Origin of the sequence: Chryseobacterium cupriresistens (assembly GCF_046614675.1) — a bacterium.
GTDB lineage: Bacteria > Bacteroidota > Bacteroidia > Flavobacteriales > Weeksellaceae > Chryseobacterium > Chryseobacterium cupriresistens.
Map to the genome: position 1 here is coordinate 29,299 of NZ_JBKKJT010000006.1, position 15,482 is coordinate 44,780.

The window sequence follows — 15,482 nt, forward strand, 5'->3', positions numbered from 1 at the left end:
GCTCATAATTAATAGGCTTTAGATCTTTCTCCGCTGTTGTTTTGTACTTCTTGCTGGGCGTGTTTATTGATGGAAGCATTGGAGGTAATGTTAATTTCTTTTTCAGAAATTTCATTTCTTTCCTTCTTTGTTTCGCTGTATACATCTCCTTCAATAATTTCAGTAAGTTTACCCGTAATGAATGTACTTACATTTCCTATAACCGAAGTAAGTTTCATAGCGCCTACAGTCTCAGTATTATTTAATCCGATACTATCAGACTTATTCATTCCCACCGTCGTCGTCATATTCTCTCCTACATTAATATTCATATTCTTACAGTTCAGGGTCATGGTTTCCGGTGCCGTGATATTGATATTACTGCCCGTCGTATCCAGATGGATCTCATTGCCGCTTTTGTCTGTAATAATGATACTTTCATCTTCTGTGAAAACGATTCTGTGGCCGCTTCTTGTCTGAATAGATTTCACACGGTTGTCAGCTCCTCCACCAAGGCCTACTCCGCCATGAAACATTCCTCCCATTACAAATGGTCTGTCCGGATGACTGTGTACGAAATTAACCATCACCTGATCGCCTACCTCGGGAATAGCTACATAACCACGATTTTGAGTGATCTGATCGGTTCCTCCTGCATCGGGGCTCATTACTCTTACAAAGTGAGTGGTATCATTGATCTGCCAGTCGAATCTTACCTGAACTCTTCCCTGTCCTTCCGGATCAGTATTGGAAATTACCGTTGCAATCTGTGGCTGAGCAGCCGGTACCGTAAATTCCGGTTTGGGCAGAAAACCCGTGTCTGCTGCAATGGATTCGAAAGTTCCTGTGTAATGTCCGATCGTATCAATTTCATGAACGGCTTCTGTCACCATAACCTTCGTAAAATAAGATGTTTCACTGCTGTCCGGTTTTCTCATATGAATATCAGCAATACATCCGGGATGCAAAAAAGGAACGGTTGTAGATCCGGAAACCGAAAATACATTAACCGCTTCACTTCCTGACGCGCTTCTTTGAGAATGCTCCACATCCAGGTGTGTTGTTGCTTTAATAGGTGCAACCTGCAGTGCCGGAGTTTTATATATTTTATTGTTATGGCTATATGCTGTACGGGCCAGATCACTTAAATGGTCAACCGGAGTTTCCCCGGAAGTCAGTTTTTCATGTTTACTGCTGTTATAGCCATAATACTGAGGTTTTGTATGAACCGCTTTTAGTTCTACCCTGATATGATCCGCATTGCTCCCATATAATAATTTTATAGGTTTATTTTGTGGAGGAAGCTTTCCAAAATGCAAAACTTCGCCATCATAGTAAAATTGTTCTCCATAAGCTTCTGCCATTCTCGACAGATAATTATAATGGGTTTCGTTATACTGGCTGCTGTAAATGATCTGGGAATAATCATTGGTATCGACTCTTATATCAAACCGTTCTTTATCTATTCCCTGCTGTATTACTTCTTTGGCTATGATTCCCATATTAACGGGCTGGCTGCCGCCAAAGCTCTGGATATGCGGAGCACCGTCCAGCAGGATCGTCGGGCTGTATCCGGAAAGCACAATATTTCCCAGACTCATTTTTTCCTGACTGAATCCTACTTTGGTAATAACCCCAACAAAATTCCTTTCCGGACTTTTCTCAATATCTTTGTAGGAAATAACAGCTGTAAGACGTTTTCCCAGAAATTTATTGGCTTCCTCAAGGGTATGGCTCTGCCGGTCTCCCAATGCATCGTGAGCGAGAGTAAGGTTGAATTCGTGATGGTGACCCGCTTTCTGTTTAAGAGTGAAATGCTTATAGTACTTAATAATTTTACCTTCTACAACCAGTGATAATTTGACCAGCCGGTTGATCCCTGCGTGATGATTCGCGGATATCCCGTCCGCATTCTGAGATGGACGGAAAGAAGATCCTTTGGTCTTTGATTCGGTTTTCATATGCTTTGTGTTTGTGTTTAGTATTAAAGATAACAATATTTTATATAACAGACATTATATAAACACGTTATAAAATAAAATTCTCAGGTTATAATTTTTCTTTCAGGCAAAAAAAGACCGTCTTAAATAGGGACAGTCTTTCTTCTTATGAATGTTGATAATGTGTGTCAGTATTTAGCTGGATGGCCATAGCCCGGCGTATTGAGAAGTACCATAGTCTATTGTTTCAGCACTGATTACGAAGCTGATCAGCATACTGTTGCTGTCGATGGCGTCGAAATCTACCTGATGCTGGATTACATATCCGTTCTGCCATTTCAGTGTAATCAATGTACCTTCTTCATGAGATTTGTTAAAAGTAATCTCTCCTACAGTCGGCTTATATTTACCGTTCAGCAAACTTTCAAGGATATCTGATTTTTCAGTAGCTTCTACTGTAACCTTGATTAATGCGTTGGAAGGATCTGATGCTACACGTCCTGAAACATCTGTAGATCTGGAAACGCTGTAATTCATTTTTAACAGCTTTTGCCCTTCTCCATTATTGAATTTTAAGATTCCTCTTGAATTTCTTTCAGCCATGATTAGTAAATTTAATCGTTAGTAATATTTTGTGATTCGGTGATTGTGTTAGCAAATATAGAGGCTCTTTTCCGCTAAAAAAAACTTTTCCCTATAAATCTGAGATTTTGTAGTAGTTCTACGATTTCTTGTCGTAATTCTACGACAATGGATTTATCAACCTTACGATAACAACCATAAATACAGCGTTTTAAATTATTTCTCTTTTTTTAGATAAAAAATAATTTTACACATCAAAGAGAAATAACAAGGGTTCAAAGTTTAAAAATTTAAGATTTAAGGTTTGTTGATCTGTCTTTATACTACAAAAAAAGCAGAAGTATATACTCCTGCTTTTGATATCATAAAAAAATGTTTTTAATGCTTTGTGTATTCCGGTTGTTCTGTTGGAATTCTGGATGGAGTAAAGTACTCATTAAGCCAGTAGAAAGTTTGTCCGTTCTGCTGAATTTTTACAGCAGGGTTGTTTCTGTTGGCAAGCATTCTGTCCGCTAAGTTTTTATAGTGCTGGAAATAATTTTTTACCGTTTCACTAGGAACGACTTTTGATTTTTTCCAACCTTTCAGCTTATATTTAGCCATCAATTCTTCTTCAGAAAGATCAAATCCGGTACTCATTCCGATCGCATAAGACATTGGCAGCTCATAAAGCGCTCCTTTATCCAAGAATTTTATCGTAGGATTGTACTTCTTCAGTAATTTAACATATTCTTTAATGGCTCTTCCCTGATTAAAATCTGCACGATCTGCCTGAGTATTTCTGTATACTTCCGTGTAGAAAGCTTTTAAGTTATCATATTCCGATTCAGAAATAAGGATTCCCTTTTCTATTGCCGGAGTAAAATCTTTCAGATCTTTTGGAATATATCCTTTTACAAGGAATGGGCTTCCATAGTTGATCAGCTGTGCGGCAATTCCTGCAGAAACCGGATTGGTAAGTCCCGGATACAGGTATTTATATTTTAAATCCACATCTGTTCTACCTGCTCCTACGGATGAATGGAAATATTCATTAAGAGATTTATCAATAGTCTGATTATCCAGAGTAACCTGTGCAATAAGGCTGTCAACAGATTTTTTCAGGAATCCCGGAGTCGTAATGTCTCCTTTCTTAGGGAAAATAACGAATCCCTGAGACATACTCTGTTTAGGGTAAGCTAAAGAGAAGAATCCTGTATCTCCTTCCACAAGGCTGAAATTATTCTTGGTAAGCACATCATTTTGGTTGATGATCTTTTGTTTTTTAAGTTCAGCAATATTTTTGGCTGTATTGGTAACCACATTTTCCGCCATCAATACAAAATCATTGTAGGTATCTGATGATCTTGCACTGGTCTGGAACATGATCAGTCTTGCCTGAGCCTGGGTAAGAGAACTGATTACACTGTACATATTTCCGCTTTGGTTGGCAGAAGTTCCTACAGTAACAACGATATTGGTTTCATCAGGAACATTGGAAAGAAGGTTTCCTGCTGCCGTAAGAGCTTCTCCTACCGGCTGATAGCCGCTATTGCTGGCACAGTTCATTTCATTCGTTTTCTGATCAATAAATGATGAAATCTTACTGTAATCTGTACTTAAGCTGGAGACAGAAACATTATCTCCGCAAGGATTGTTCTTGTATAAAACCGCTCCATATTTAACATTGCTAAAATAAGAAGGTTTTTCAAACCTAAGCTGAAGATCCTGTAATAATGATTTTACAATAGGTGCATAAGGCGCATTACCGGCACTTACATCTAATGCAAAGACAATATTGATGTTTTTATCTTTTTCCGTGATCTCTCTGTAACGGTCGAAATAAATCGGTTCACCCAGTACATTGGATACGAAATTCTTGCTGTAATCTAAAATATTGGTGAAATATTTTGTCTTGGTATCAGGAGTCGGAGCTTCTTCTAAAGGAAGATTTACCGGAAAGATATTTTCCAGCTGTGTTCTCTTATTCACATCGGTAAGAAGAATAGCTGTTTTGTTGGACGCATCCGATGCTGATCCACCCGGATACCCTTCATGAATTCCCAGCGTTGTATCGGTAATTCCTGTTGTATTTTTAAGTCTGATAGCGGAACGTTCTCCCCAGGTGGAGATTACATTGGAGCTTACCCATCCGTAAAGTCCTTTATTGATACTGTCCATATCAACAGACGGTTTTTTACCTACCAGAAAACGTTTGTTATTTTCGGCCATCTTGTACACATATACAATTTGTCCGTTAGGAATTTTTACATTGGCTGTTTCAATAAGGCTTGGTGAGTTGAACACCATAATAGAGTCGTTTTTATAGTATCTTTCAGCATTTCTGATGACTTCGCTGTTATTAGGTACTACTGCCACTCTTACAGGATAACCTGTCTTTTCACTTTTTAAAGCGTTATTCCAGAGAAGGAGATCAGACTCCTGAATCCAGCCATATGTTTTGATCGATTTTGACGAAACTTTCTTCATTAAAGCATCCGGAACATATTCCGCTACTTTTACCATTCCGTCTCTATGTTTTAAAACCATTAAAGGTTCAAGGAATTTTACTTCTTTGTAAGACTTCTCATCATCTTTATCCAGATAAGCCGTATTTCTTGACCGGTCTGAAATAACGATCCATGGCACTGACTTTTTCGGATATCCGTTAACGACAGGGGATGCATCCACCTGCCCATACTGTGAAGGCTCCGGGGTTTTCTTTGACGGCAGTTTTACCTGACAACTCGTCAATAATACTGTTAACCCTATATAATATGCTGCTAGAGGAAATTTATTTTTCATCCTATTTAATCTTTTTATGATTGGTACATCCGTAAGACCGGATGAAATTATTTGCTTTGATTAATATCTACTTTAGTTACACAGTTCTGTGTGTCGTCCAGGTTTACTTTTACCGTCTGAATCACTGTATTCTTGTCAAACTGAAGGCCTGCACAATACATGTAGAAGTTATTCACTTTGCTGTCATTTACTTTTACCACTGTATTTTCATTGTTACACAGATAGGTTTTCAGCAGGTAATTGTAGTGCATATTGAAACTGTTTCCGTTGGCAATCTGCTGCAGGTGATATTTAAAATCATTATCTACTTTGGCATAAGAGTCTTCCACTGAAACTTCATCTTCAGCAAGAGCATCATAAGCAGGAAGAATTTTAATACGGTGATAAATAGGATCCTGGCTTTGTTCTGTGTAAAGAGTCACCAGATACTCTCCAGGTTTTTTATAGGAATAGATGGTAAATTTGTCCTTAGCATCTGTATTTCCGGACTCACCGAATTTCCATGCAAACTGTTTTGCATCAGAAATAGCACGGAAGGTCACGTTTTCATTTTGCATTGCCTGACTTACGGCTTCGATCGTTGTTTTTGCCGTTGCAGTATCTTTTGGTTTCTGAACGCTTCTTGCGCTTACCATTACAGGGAAAGATTTCGTGTACTTGTTGTCGACGATCAAAATCACCTGATAATATCCCGGTTTATTATAGAAGTGAATACCACTGTTTTTATCTGAAGTTGTCCCATCTCCGAAATTCCATCTCTTGGTTTTGGCAAACTGGGTTTTATCTTCGAATAAAAGCGTGTCTCCTACCGCCAGTGAAGACGGATAAACCACCCCAACAATATCATCTGCTGAATGTATTACCTTTTTCTGCAGCCACAGAGCAACCAATGCTGCGATCAGCAAAGTTGCAATAACACCGATAATAATGTTTTTCTTGTTCTTTTGAAAATAATTCATAGTTAGTAATTGTGATGTGTTTTATGTATGTTCCTAGTATTTATTTGCTTACTGCATTCTTGCTTTCAGATCCTGCTCGCGCTGATAAAGCTTATTCTGCTTATCTTTAAATCCGATTCTGCATTCATCCACCTGTTTCTGGAAAATTTTAATGTCTTCAGAAGTTGTTGAAATGACTTTTTTGTCATCAAAATACATTTTATAGAATTTCGCGATCTGCGGATAGGCATCTTTACGGATATCCACAACATCGGTACTGTTGAAATAGCTGTTAAGGTCGTTAACACCCAGCTGGATATTGTTTTCGATAAAAGGCTGGGGTCCGTTATCAGTAAGCTTGGTGATCATGGTGTAGGTACTGTCCATGATGGGAAGAACAACTTTCTGGTGTTGTTCAAATTCGGCTTTCTGCTCAAGATTCTGAATGCCTCTTACATCTTCATCAGAAAAAGGGGATTCAAATCCTTTCAGAAAGATCACTCCCAAAAATAACATGGCAGTCACCAGCATCAGTATTAAATAAAAAAACTGATAATGCCTTTCTTTCTTCGATAATGTGATTTGTCCTTGCATATCTTTTCTTTTTATCTTCTTCTTCTACTTCCTGTGAAATTTCTCGTAGGGTCTTTCCGAAGTTCGTTGTTGGTTACTTTAATCTTGCCCATGCATTCATCAAGATCCCGTAAAACGGTTTTTTTCTGATACTCTACTTCGATGATCTTTGCTTTTAAAGTCATCATCGGTACAATCTGCTTCATCAGTACGGCATAATGTTTAAAGCTCTGCACACTGTCTTTACCCATAATATTTTTGGCATCTCTTACATTATCCATAATACTGGTTCTCAGAAATACCTCATTCTCCACCTTATTGATGCTAAGCTGGTTCATTTTGTCGTAAATATCATCAATGTGATCCTTAAGCACGTCGCTTCGAAGCATCAGTTCTTTATACGCTTCAGCTTCACGGCTAATTCCTTCCCGCTGTATATCATAACTCTTAAAAAAGAGAAATAAGCAAGCAAAAGATACAACCGACAAAACGACAAATGACAGAATAAACTTCCAAATGCCCGTTCTGACGTCAGATTTGTTTAATTTTTTTTCCCTGTTAGAAGACATAATTTGCGATTTGTTTGGCCTGTGAAAATATAAAAAAAAATTTTTATGCACAATACGTAATTTCCCCAACCCTGTTTCGTGAAAACCCTGATTAAATTAATATTAATTTTCACTTTGATAAGTTTTTCATAAATTAGACCTCTGAATTTTAAATATCATTCGCCAAATCGATATTAAGAATGAGTAAAATATTATCTAATACCGTACGTTTTTCCATTGCTGACAGTGATTTTTATTTTAAAAAAATAATGATCAAAACACTTATGGAAAATCCTTTCTATATGCTTCTGAATGATTGTAACAATGGGCATGAGCTGGTAAACAGAATCTACAGAAGACAGGAAGATGTGTTCATTATTGAACTCTTTATGCCGGTATTAAGTGGAATTGAAGCTATTAAGTATATCAGAAAAAACAATACTGAAACCCCTATTATTACGTATTCCGGCACTTATCAGGAAGATATGGCGGAAATCCTTTCAAAGATTCCCAATATCTATTACTGTCAGAAAAAAAGCACCATTATAAAGGATATTATTAAAGGAAGTATTGCGTCTGACGACTTCGACTATCAGGCTTATTCCAAAGAATGGGAACAGCAGCCGCTTGCCGTACAGGAATATATGGACAGGCAGAAAAAAGGACAGGAAGAACTTTCCCCATCTGAAATACAGCTCATGAGGTTCTGCTATGAAGGATTCAGCAATAAAGAAATTGCAGAAAAGCTCAATCTCAGTACCAGAACAATCGATACCTATATCAACAGACTTACTGAAAAGCTGGGATTGAAAACCAAACTTCATCTTATCCGCTTCTGCGTAGAAAACGGATATTATAATTCCAGTTTATAAAAAATCTGATTTCAATTGAAAAATTCAATTCCAGGAGGCTCGATAAGGGCAGATAAAGAATCTCAAAAATAGTATACTAAGGACCATAAAGCGCTGCCAGACCTGTTATAACCAGCATTTATTAAATTTTGTTCATCAATTTTTTGTACCTTTATCCGGTTACATTATTTTATTGTTAAATTATCACTATCCTGCCTTAATATAGTGTATACATAAAAAGTCCAACTCTTTGAATAAAAATATTTTGCCACTAATTTGCTAGTATTCAATTTTTTTAACTAAATTTGCACACCTAAAATTTAAAATTAAAATAAGGAAATGACAAAGGCAGAATTGGTAAACACCATCTCAAATAAGTTGGGAACAGAAAAGAATGAAACACAGAAAGTTGTAGAAGCTTTTATGCAGGAGATCAGAACTTCTATGTATAATGGGGATAACGTTTATCTAAGAGGTTTTGGATCTTTTATCATTAAAACAAGAGCTGCTAAAACAGGAAGAAATATTTCTAAAAACACTGCAATTGAGATTCCTGCTCATAACATTCCTGCTTTCAAACCTTCAAAATCTTTTGTTGAGAAAGTAAAAACTAAAGTTGCAGTAAAATAAGAACATTAACTGAATATTAACTAGTTACTAAAAAATTAAAATTATGCCAAGCGGAAAGAAAAGAAAAAGACACAAGGTTGCGACTCACAAAAGAAAGAAAAGGAGAAGAGCAAACAGACATAAGAAAAAATAATCTCTTTTTCTCGAGATTTACAATATAATAATATAGTTGGTGGATTTAAATTTTTAAAGTTCACTAACTATATTTTTGTTTGCAACTATAAGATTCCGCGGAAAACGGAGGGTTTCAAATATTATTTTAATAAAAATATAATGGTTTTCATTCAAAATCCTTATATTTAATAGATGAATTAATCAATAAAAAACATCCACTTCCTATAATCTTAACAATTTTATCTTATTAAAAAATGAAGAAAGAACTAATAGTTTCGCATGAAGATGATCTTACAAAGATTGCGCTGCTGGAAGACGGAAGACTATGTGAACTTCATGAGCAAGAAGACAAAAGCGATTTTATAGTTGGAGATCTGTTTATAGGAAAAGTAAAAAAACTTGCCCCAAACCTGAATGCAGCATTCGTCAATATCGGATATGACAAAGATGCATTTCTGCATTATCAGGATCTGGGACCTCAGTATCTTACGTACAGAAAGTTTTTAAAAGATACTATTTCTAAAAAACAAAGCACTTCGAGCTTAAAAAATTTCGAGATACAACCCGAAATAGACAAAAACGGAACGGTAGACAAAGTAATTGCCAAGGACGATCTTGTTCTGTTACAAATTACCAAAGAACCTATTTCTACCAAAGGTCCAAGAATTTCTACCCAGATTTCATTAACAGGACGTTTCCTGGTTTTAATTCCTTTTGACAATAAAGTTTCTATTTCCAAAAAAATCAGAAGCTCTGAGGAAAAAGAAAGACTGAGAACCCTTATCGACAGTATTAAGCCTGAAGGATTCGGAGTGATCATCAGAACAGTGGCAGAAGGAAAAAAAGTAGCCGACCTGCATAATGACATGAACCAGCTGGTTCAGAAATGGGAAAGTACTTTCAAAAACATCCAGAGAAATAAAGTTCCGTCTAAAGTTTTAAGCGAAGAAGACAAAGCTTCAGCTATTTTAAGAGACAATTTTAATCAGGACTTCGTCAATATCATTTGCGATGATGAGCAAATGGTGAACGAAATGAAAAATTACATTGAAGTAATTGCCCCTGAAAAGAAAAATATTGTCCAGTTTTATGATTCCCATATTCCACTTCTGGAATATTACAATGTTGAAAAACAGCTTAAACAGAGCTTCGGAAAACACGTCAACATTCCGAGTTCCAAAGGAGCCTATCTTGTTATTGAGCACACAGAAGCACTTCACGTAGTGGACGTCAACTCCGGAAACAATATTACAACCGGAGCAGCTGTCAACAAAGAGCATGCACTGAAAGTGAACAAAATGGCTGCTACAGAAATCGCAAGACAACTTCGCCTCCGCGATATGGGAGGGATCATCGTTATCGATTTCATAGATATGCCGAATTCTGATCACAGAAGAGATCTTTACGAGCATCTTAAAGAGGAAATGAAGCGCGACAAAGCACGCCACAAAATCCTTCCTCCAAGTAAATTTGGTCTGATCCAGATCACCAGACAGAGAAACCGTCCGGAAAAACAGATCGACACCAAAGAAGAAAACCCGAACAAAGACGGAGAAATTGTAGCTCCTATTGTTATCGTAGAAAGAATGGGTGAAACCTTAAGAAATATCCTGCAGAAAGAAAAAGGAAAAATCTACCTGCACGTACACCCATTTGTGGAAGCCTACCTTACAAAAGGCATTAAAAGTATCCAGATGAAATGGTTTATCAAATACAAAAAGTGGGTAACCATTGTTCCAAGGGATTCTTTTAAATATTTAGAATACAAAATCTACAATGCCAAAAAAGAAGAATTGATAGAATTCTCTAATTAAAAAATTTAAAACCTTCAGTTTTCTGGAGGTTTTTTTATTACCTTTCTTGCTATAAGTTTCGGCTAAAGCCAATAGATGTTTTTTGTTTATGTAGGCGGGCTAAAGCCCACCCCTATTGAATTTTAACAGCAAGATCTTTTATCTTTTATCTTTTATCTTTTATCTTTTATCTTTTATCTTTTATCTTTTATCTTTTATCTTTAAAATATGAAAAACCACCATTACAAAATGACCATCCAGTGGACGGGAAACCAGGGAACAGGAACCAGCGGTTACAGAGATTACGGGAGAAGCCATACTATTTCAGCAGAGAATAAAGTTGTAATTGAAGGATCATCTGATCCGGCATTCCGTGGCGACCGGACGAAATATAATCCTGAAGAAATGTTTTTATCTTCACTTTCTTCCTGTCACATGCTTTGGTACCTTCATTTCTGTTCTGAAGCAGGCATTATTGTTACAGATTACACTGACGAAGCAACGGGCATCATGGCAGAGACAGCCGGTGGCAGCGGCCACTTCACAGAAGTAACTTTACATCCTAAGGTAACTGTTGCAGCAGAATCCATGAAAGAAAAAGCAGAACAACTTCATCATAAAGCCAGCGAATATTGTTTCATTGCCAATTCCGTCAATTTTCCGGTACAACATCTCCCTGTTATTTCAGTTAAATAATTACCCTGTAAGATTAAGGGGGTTAAAGCTTTAAATCCTGATATTTCACAGGTTAATTAATGTTAAGGCATTTATTTCTTCGAGATATATTGCTAAATTTGAGCTATGGAAAATTTTGGAAAAGATTTATTGAGAAAAATAAAAAGCGTGGAACTTCCAGGTGAGCACGCCCATGGAGTATTTTCACCTCCCTACCGCCCCGTTTTTACGTATGATGAAGTATTGTCAAAGAATCCCAAATTTGCGGCGGTTAATATTGTTTTATATCTGAAAGACAACGAGTGGTATTTTCCATTGATCCAAAGGACAATTAATGAACACGACAGACACAGCGGACAGATATCTCTGCCCGGAGGAAAGCGTGAGGAAATGGACAGGGATTTTGCTGAAACGGCAGTTCGGGAAACCTCCGAAGAAATCGGAATAGATAAACATTATGTAAGAATCATCAGGGAAATGTCTCCGATTTATATTCCACCAAGCAATTTTTATGTCTATCCCTATATTTCTTATACAATAAAGAATCCTGCTTTCGTTCTTCAACAGACGGAAGCTGTGGAAACCATAGAATTTCCGATCACTTCCTTTTTAAACCTGTCGGACACCCCGGAAATCATGGCTTTGCCAAGTGCAGGCGGACATGAAGTGCCCGTGATTAATTTCAACGGATACATTATCTGGGGAGCTACAGCGATGATATTAAGTGAATTCAGTCAGTTGCTGAAAAAAATGTAACTTTGCACTACCGTGTTTAATTGAGAGATGGCGAAGAAAAATATTTTCACCGATGCATTCGGAACTCCTTATTTTTTGAAAAGGTTTATTATTTTTATTTTAGGAATTGTATCTTACAGAAGATTCAATGGCTTTAATAAGTTAAAAATAACCGGTACAGAACACCTTGTGGATCTTCCGGACTCTAACGTACTGTTTGTATCCAACCATCAGACCTATTTTGCAGATGTGGCGGCCATGTACCATGCCTTCTGTGCTGTGAACAACGGATATCTCAATACAATAAAAAACCCGATCTATCTTTTGAATCCGAAGATCGATTTTTACTATGTGGCAGCAGAGGAAACCATGAACAAAGGTATTCTTCCCAAAATTTTCAAAATTGCAGGAGCTGTAACGGTAAAAAGAACATGGAGATCTGAAGGGAAAAATGTCAACAGAATGGTAGACATGAGCGAGGTAGATAATATTATGAAAGCATTGGACAATGGCTGGGTAGCTACTTTCCCTCAAGGAACTACATCGGCTTTTGCACAGGGACGAAGAGGAACTGCCAAACTGGTAAAAAATCAGCGTCCTATTGTAATTCCAATCAAAATAAACGGATTCAGAAGAGCTTTTGATAAAAAAGGACTCCGCGTAAAGGTAACCGGTGTAAAACCTACGATGGAATTCAAAGCTCCTTTGGATATTGATTATGATAATGAAAAAGCACCGGAAATTTTATTGAAAATTATGACTGCCATTGAGCAGACAGAAGATTTCAATCTATTACACAGTTATGATGAAGAACTTAAAGCTAAAAAATTAGAACAAAAGGATTCAAATAATTAAAGTAAATAGAAAAATTATGAAAAAAATACTTGGAGTATTATTCGCAATCATAGTATTAGTTTCATGCAACAGCCAGAAAGTATATTCGGATTTTGATATCAGTTATTCGAAAAGCGGAGGCTTTGCTCCTGTCTATGAAAATCTTCTGATCAAAGGGAATAATGTACACTACTCTTTTGAAGGCCAGGGAAAAAAATATAAACAGGATTTTAAAATTTCAGATGAAGATTTAAAGAAACTGGATCAGGTTCTTTCTCAGAATAATTTCAGAAGAATACAGGAAGACCGTAAAAAATTGTACGACAATATTTCAACGTCCATCAATGTCAAGAAAGGTCCCAATGAAGGCAGTAAATCGGATGCGAGTATGATCATTCCGAATTATCAGACCAACTGGAACAATATTCTTGAAGCTTTCCAGCAGATCATTAATATTAATGTTAAAAAACAGTAAATACAATTGAAAACCCACTTCATTGCCATTGGCGGAAGCGCCATGCATAATCTCGCCATCGCATTAAAAGACAAAGGATATCAGGTAACAGGTTCTGATGATGCTATTTTTGAGCCTTCAAAAACCCGTTTGGAAAAGAAAGGAATTCTGCCTCAGGAAATGGGCTGGTTCCCGGAAAAGATTACTCCGGATATTGATGCTGTTATTCTCGGGATGCATGCCCACCAGGATAATCCTGAGCTGGCAAGAGCAAAAGAACTGGGCCTGAAAATATATTCTTATCCTGAATTCCTGTACGAACAGTCTAAAAACAAGACAAGAGTTGTTATTGCAGGATCACATGGTAAAACAACCATTACGTCAATGATTCTCCACGTTTTGAATTTCCATCAGAAAGATGTGGACTTCATGGTAGGTGCGCAGCTTGAAGGTTTCGACTGTATGGTAAAACTGACTCAGGATAATGATTTCATGGTACTGGAAGGTGATGAATACCTTTCCTCTCCTATTGATCTACGTTCTAAGTTTTTACTGTATCAGCCGAATATTGCTTTAATGAGCGGCATTGCATGGGATCACATCAATGTATTCAAAACATTTGATGATTATATTGATCAGTTCAGAAAGTTTGTGGCAAGCATTACGGCAGGCGGAGTTCTTGTGTATAATGAAGAAGATCCGGAAGTAGTGAAAGTAGTGGAAAATGCAGAAAATTATTTCAGAAAAATCCCTTACAAAACTCCTGAATACGAAATCAATAATGGTAAAGTATATTTAAAAACTGAAATGGGAGATGTTCCGCTTTCTGTTTTTGGAGCACACAACCTGCTGAACCTTGAAGGTGCAAGACATATCTGCCAGCAATTGGGTATTATGGATGAGGATTTCTATGAGGCAATCATGAGTTTCAAAGGAGCTTCCAAGCGTCTGGAAAAAGTGGAAAGAGAAGATAAGGGAATCCTTTACAAAGATTTTGCCCATGCACCAAGTAAGGTAAAGGCTGCGGTAAAAGCCTTTGCAGAGCAATTTAAAAATAATAAGAAATACGGATTCCTGGAGCTTCATACCTATTCCAGTCTGAATCCGGCTTTCCTTGAGCAATATGATCATGCAATGGACGGTCTGGAGGAAGCTGTAGTTTTCTATTCTGAAGATGCCTTGAAGATCAAGAGAATGGAACCTATCTCTCCTGAATTTATCAAAGAAAAATTCAAGAATGAAAAGCTAAAGGTTTTCACGAATGCTGAAGATCTACACGCCTACTGGAATACATTGGATAAAACAGATGGTGTTTATCTCATGATGAGTTCCGGAAATTTTGGTGGATTAGACTTAACAAAATAAATAAAAAGCTTCAGAAATTCAATCTGAAGCTTTTTTATTACGTATACTAATTATCATTCAATTTTTTGTTATTGGTCAGTTCGATACTTTTTATGGAACCTATCGGAGCTATTTTTATCGTTTTATTTCCTTTAGCAAGATAAATATAATACATACTGTTGGATCCTATCAGATGTACCTGATCAAAGCTTTCATCTCCATAGTTTAATTTATAGTCATATTTAAGCTTATTCTCCTTGATCTTCCTGGTGAGCCCAAGACCTTCCCCCCATCCTATTCCTACAAAGAAAGACAATAACATCATGGCAAGAAATCTCACAAACATATTGGTAAAATGATTCTCAATAGCTTCTTTACTCATGTTTTCATGTTCTTTAAGAGATGCCATTTGTAATGCCCAACGTTTATTTTTATTAGCTTGTTTCGATAAAAAAGAGGGAAAAGCAAATGAAAATACAACAACCCCAATCAGGGCAATCAGTATTACCGGATGAGCCGTTAAAGTAGCAATCGGACTTATCAGAATGTCCATGATTGTTGAATATTTCAGAATATTGATACCTATCTGATAATAGAACACACTCTCTTTTAATATTCCCATTATGACGAGAAAAAGATACCCGAATGGAAGTGATCTCTGAATTCCTTCTGAATATTTCATAGATATATTGGCTGGTTTTAGTTTTT

Annotated in this window: 15 protein-coding genes; 8 read left to right on the forward strand and 7 right to left on the reverse strand. The window is 36.8% G+C overall.

The window, feature by feature from the left end; all coding sequences use genetic code 11:
- Positions 1 to 8: 8 nt before the first annotated feature.
- The 6 genes from ACLI50_RS16645 to tssO all read right to left on the reverse strand — a co-directional run bounded on the left by ACLI50_RS16645 (position 9) and on the right by tssO (position 7,365).
- Positions 9 to 1,940 carry a type VI secretion system Vgr family protein gene (locus tag ACLI50_RS16645; protein WP_411414267.1) on the reverse strand — a complete coding sequence of 644 codons (1,932 nt, stop codon included), beginning with the start codon at positions 1,938 to 1,940 and terminating at the stop codon, positions 9 to 11.
- Positions 1,941 to 2,114: 174 nt separating this feature from the next.
- Positions 2,115 to 2,522 (reverse strand): type VI secretion system tube protein TssD, encoded by a 408-nt coding sequence (gene tssD / locus ACLI50_RS16650; RefSeq protein WP_062675339.1) that lies wholly within the window; start codon positions 2,520 to 2,522, stop codon positions 2,115 to 2,117.
- 357 nt (positions 2,523 to 2,879) lie between these two features.
- Complete coding sequence (tssR, locus tag ACLI50_RS16655) at positions 2,880 to 5,285, reverse strand: type VI secretion system protein TssR domain-containing protein (protein WP_202843221.1); 2,406 nt, start codon at positions 5,283 to 5,285, stop codon at positions 2,880 to 2,882.
- Between the two features lie 47 nt (positions 5,286 to 5,332).
- Positions 5,333 to 6,244 carry a PKD domain-containing protein gene (locus tag ACLI50_RS16660; protein WP_110011661.1) on the reverse strand — a complete coding sequence of 304 codons (912 nt, stop codon included), beginning with the start codon at positions 6,242 to 6,244 and terminating at the stop codon, positions 5,333 to 5,335.
- A 48-nt stretch (positions 6,245 to 6,292) separates the two neighbouring features.
- Positions 6,293 to 6,817, reverse strand: a complete 525-nt coding sequence (locus tag ACLI50_RS16665; RefSeq protein WP_411414268.1) for a type VI secretion system transmembrane protein TssO — start codon at positions 6,815 to 6,817, stop codon at positions 6,293 to 6,295.
- 11 nt (positions 6,818 to 6,828) lie between these two features.
- Positions 6,829 to 7,365 (reverse strand): type VI secretion system TssO, encoded by a 537-nt coding sequence (gene tssO, locus ACLI50_RS16670; RefSeq protein WP_395972643.1) that lies wholly within the window; start codon positions 7,363 to 7,365, stop codon positions 6,829 to 6,831.
- Between the two features lie 179 nt (positions 7,366 to 7,544).
- On the opposite strand from tssO, the gene ACLI50_RS16675 reads away from it, so the two are divergent.
- From ACLI50_RS16675 to ACLI50_RS16710, 8 genes are all read left to right on the forward strand, one after another.
- Positions 7,545 to 8,216 carry a response regulator transcription factor gene (locus ACLI50_RS16675; RefSeq protein ID WP_047429454.1) on the forward strand — a complete coding sequence of 224 codons (672 nt, stop codon included), beginning with the start codon at positions 7,545 to 7,547 and terminating at the stop codon, positions 8,214 to 8,216.
- A 318-nt stretch (positions 8,217 to 8,534) separates the two neighbouring features.
- On the forward strand, positions 8,535 to 8,825 hold the full coding sequence (locus ACLI50_RS16680; RefSeq protein ID WP_002984212.1) for an HU family DNA-binding protein: 291 nt from the start codon (positions 8,535 to 8,537) through the stop codon (positions 8,823 to 8,825).
- A gap of 368 nt (positions 8,826 to 9,193) precedes the next feature.
- Complete coding sequence (locus ACLI50_RS16685; RefSeq protein ID WP_110011658.1) at positions 9,194 to 10,753, forward strand: Rne/Rng family ribonuclease; 1,560 nt, start codon at positions 9,194 to 9,196, stop codon at positions 10,751 to 10,753.
- Positions 10,754 to 10,960: 207 nt separating this feature from the next.
- Positions 10,961 to 11,428: an OsmC family protein gene (locus ACLI50_RS16690; RefSeq protein ID WP_411414269.1), complete on the forward strand. Its 468-nt coding sequence runs from the start codon at positions 10,961 to 10,963 to the stop codon at positions 11,426 to 11,428.
- Positions 11,429 to 11,533: 105 nt separating this feature from the next.
- A complete protein-coding gene (locus ACLI50_RS16695; RefSeq protein ID WP_110011656.1) occupies positions 11,534 to 12,163 on the forward strand; it encodes an NUDIX hydrolase in 630 nt (209 codons plus the stop codon).
- Positions 12,164 to 12,190: 27 nt separating this feature from the next.
- A complete protein-coding gene (locus tag ACLI50_RS16700; RefSeq protein WP_062675350.1) occupies positions 12,191 to 12,997 on the forward strand; it encodes a lysophospholipid acyltransferase family protein in 807 nt (268 codons plus the stop codon).
- Between the two features lie 16 nt (positions 12,998 to 13,013).
- Positions 13,014 to 13,451 (forward strand): hypothetical protein, encoded by a 438-nt coding sequence (locus ACLI50_RS16705; protein WP_202843226.1) that lies wholly within the window; start codon positions 13,014 to 13,016, stop codon positions 13,449 to 13,451.
- A gap of 6 nt (positions 13,452 to 13,457) precedes the next feature.
- On the forward strand, positions 13,458 to 14,795 hold the full coding sequence (locus ACLI50_RS16710; RefSeq protein WP_343641527.1) for a UDP-N-acetylmuramate--L-alanine ligase: 1,338 nt from the start codon (positions 13,458 to 13,460) through the stop codon (positions 14,793 to 14,795).
- Positions 14,796 to 14,841: 46 nt separating this feature from the next.
- Here the strand turns inward: ACLI50_RS16710 and ACLI50_RS16715 are convergent, their stop codons facing one another.
- Positions 14,842 to 15,456, reverse strand: coding sequence for a hypothetical protein (locus ACLI50_RS16715; RefSeq protein WP_343641529.1), 615 nt, complete (start codon positions 15,454 to 15,456; stop codon positions 14,842 to 14,844).
- Between the last annotated feature and the right edge of the window lie 26 nt (positions 15,457 to 15,482).

Bases quoted from the DNA above. Each gene is read 5' to 3' on its own strand.
- ACLI50_RS16645 (WP_411414267.1), bottom strand. From the start codon at position 1,940: ATGAAAACCGAATCAAAGACCAAAGGATCTTCTTTCCGTCCATCTCAG.
- tssD (WP_062675339.1), bottom strand. From the start codon at position 2,522: ATGGCTGAAAGAAATTCAAGAGGAATCTTAAAATTCAATAATGGAGAA.
- tssR (WP_202843221.1), bottom strand. From the start codon at position 5,285: ATGAAAAATAAATTTCCTCTAGCAGCATATTATATAGGGTTAACAGTA.
- ACLI50_RS16660 (WP_110011661.1), bottom strand. From the start codon at position 6,244: ATGAATTATTTTCAAAAGAACAAGAAAAACATTATTATCGGTGTTATT.
- ACLI50_RS16665 (WP_411414268.1), bottom strand. From the start codon at position 6,817: ATGCAAGGACAAATCACATTATCGAAGAAAGAAAGGCATTATCAGTTT.
- tssO (WP_395972643.1), bottom strand. From the start codon at position 7,365: ATGTCTTCTAACAGGGAAAAAAAATTAAACAAATCTGACGTCAGAACG.
- ACLI50_RS16675 (WP_047429454.1), top strand. From the start codon at position 7,545: ATGAGTAAAATATTATCTAATACCGTACGTTTTTCCATTGCTGACAGT.
- ACLI50_RS16680 (WP_002984212.1), top strand. From the start codon at position 8,535: ATGACAAAGGCAGAATTGGTAAACACCATCTCAAATAAGTTGGGAACA.
- ACLI50_RS16685 (WP_110011658.1), top strand. From the start codon at position 9,194: ATGAAGAAAGAACTAATAGTTTCGCATGAAGATGATCTTACAAAGATT.
- ACLI50_RS16690 (WP_411414269.1), top strand. From the start codon at position 10,961: ATGAAAAACCACCATTACAAAATGACCATCCAGTGGACGGGAAACCAG.
- ACLI50_RS16695 (WP_110011656.1), top strand. From the start codon at position 11,534: ATGGAAAATTTTGGAAAAGATTTATTGAGAAAAATAAAAAGCGTGGAA.
- ACLI50_RS16700 (WP_062675350.1), top strand. From the start codon at position 12,191: ATGGCGAAGAAAAATATTTTCACCGATGCATTCGGAACTCCTTATTTT.
- ACLI50_RS16705 (WP_202843226.1), top strand. From the start codon at position 13,014: ATGAAAAAAATACTTGGAGTATTATTCGCAATCATAGTATTAGTTTCA.
- ACLI50_RS16715 (WP_343641529.1), bottom strand. From the start codon at position 15,456: ATGAAATATTCAGAAGGAATTCAGAGATCACTTCCATTCGGGTATCTT.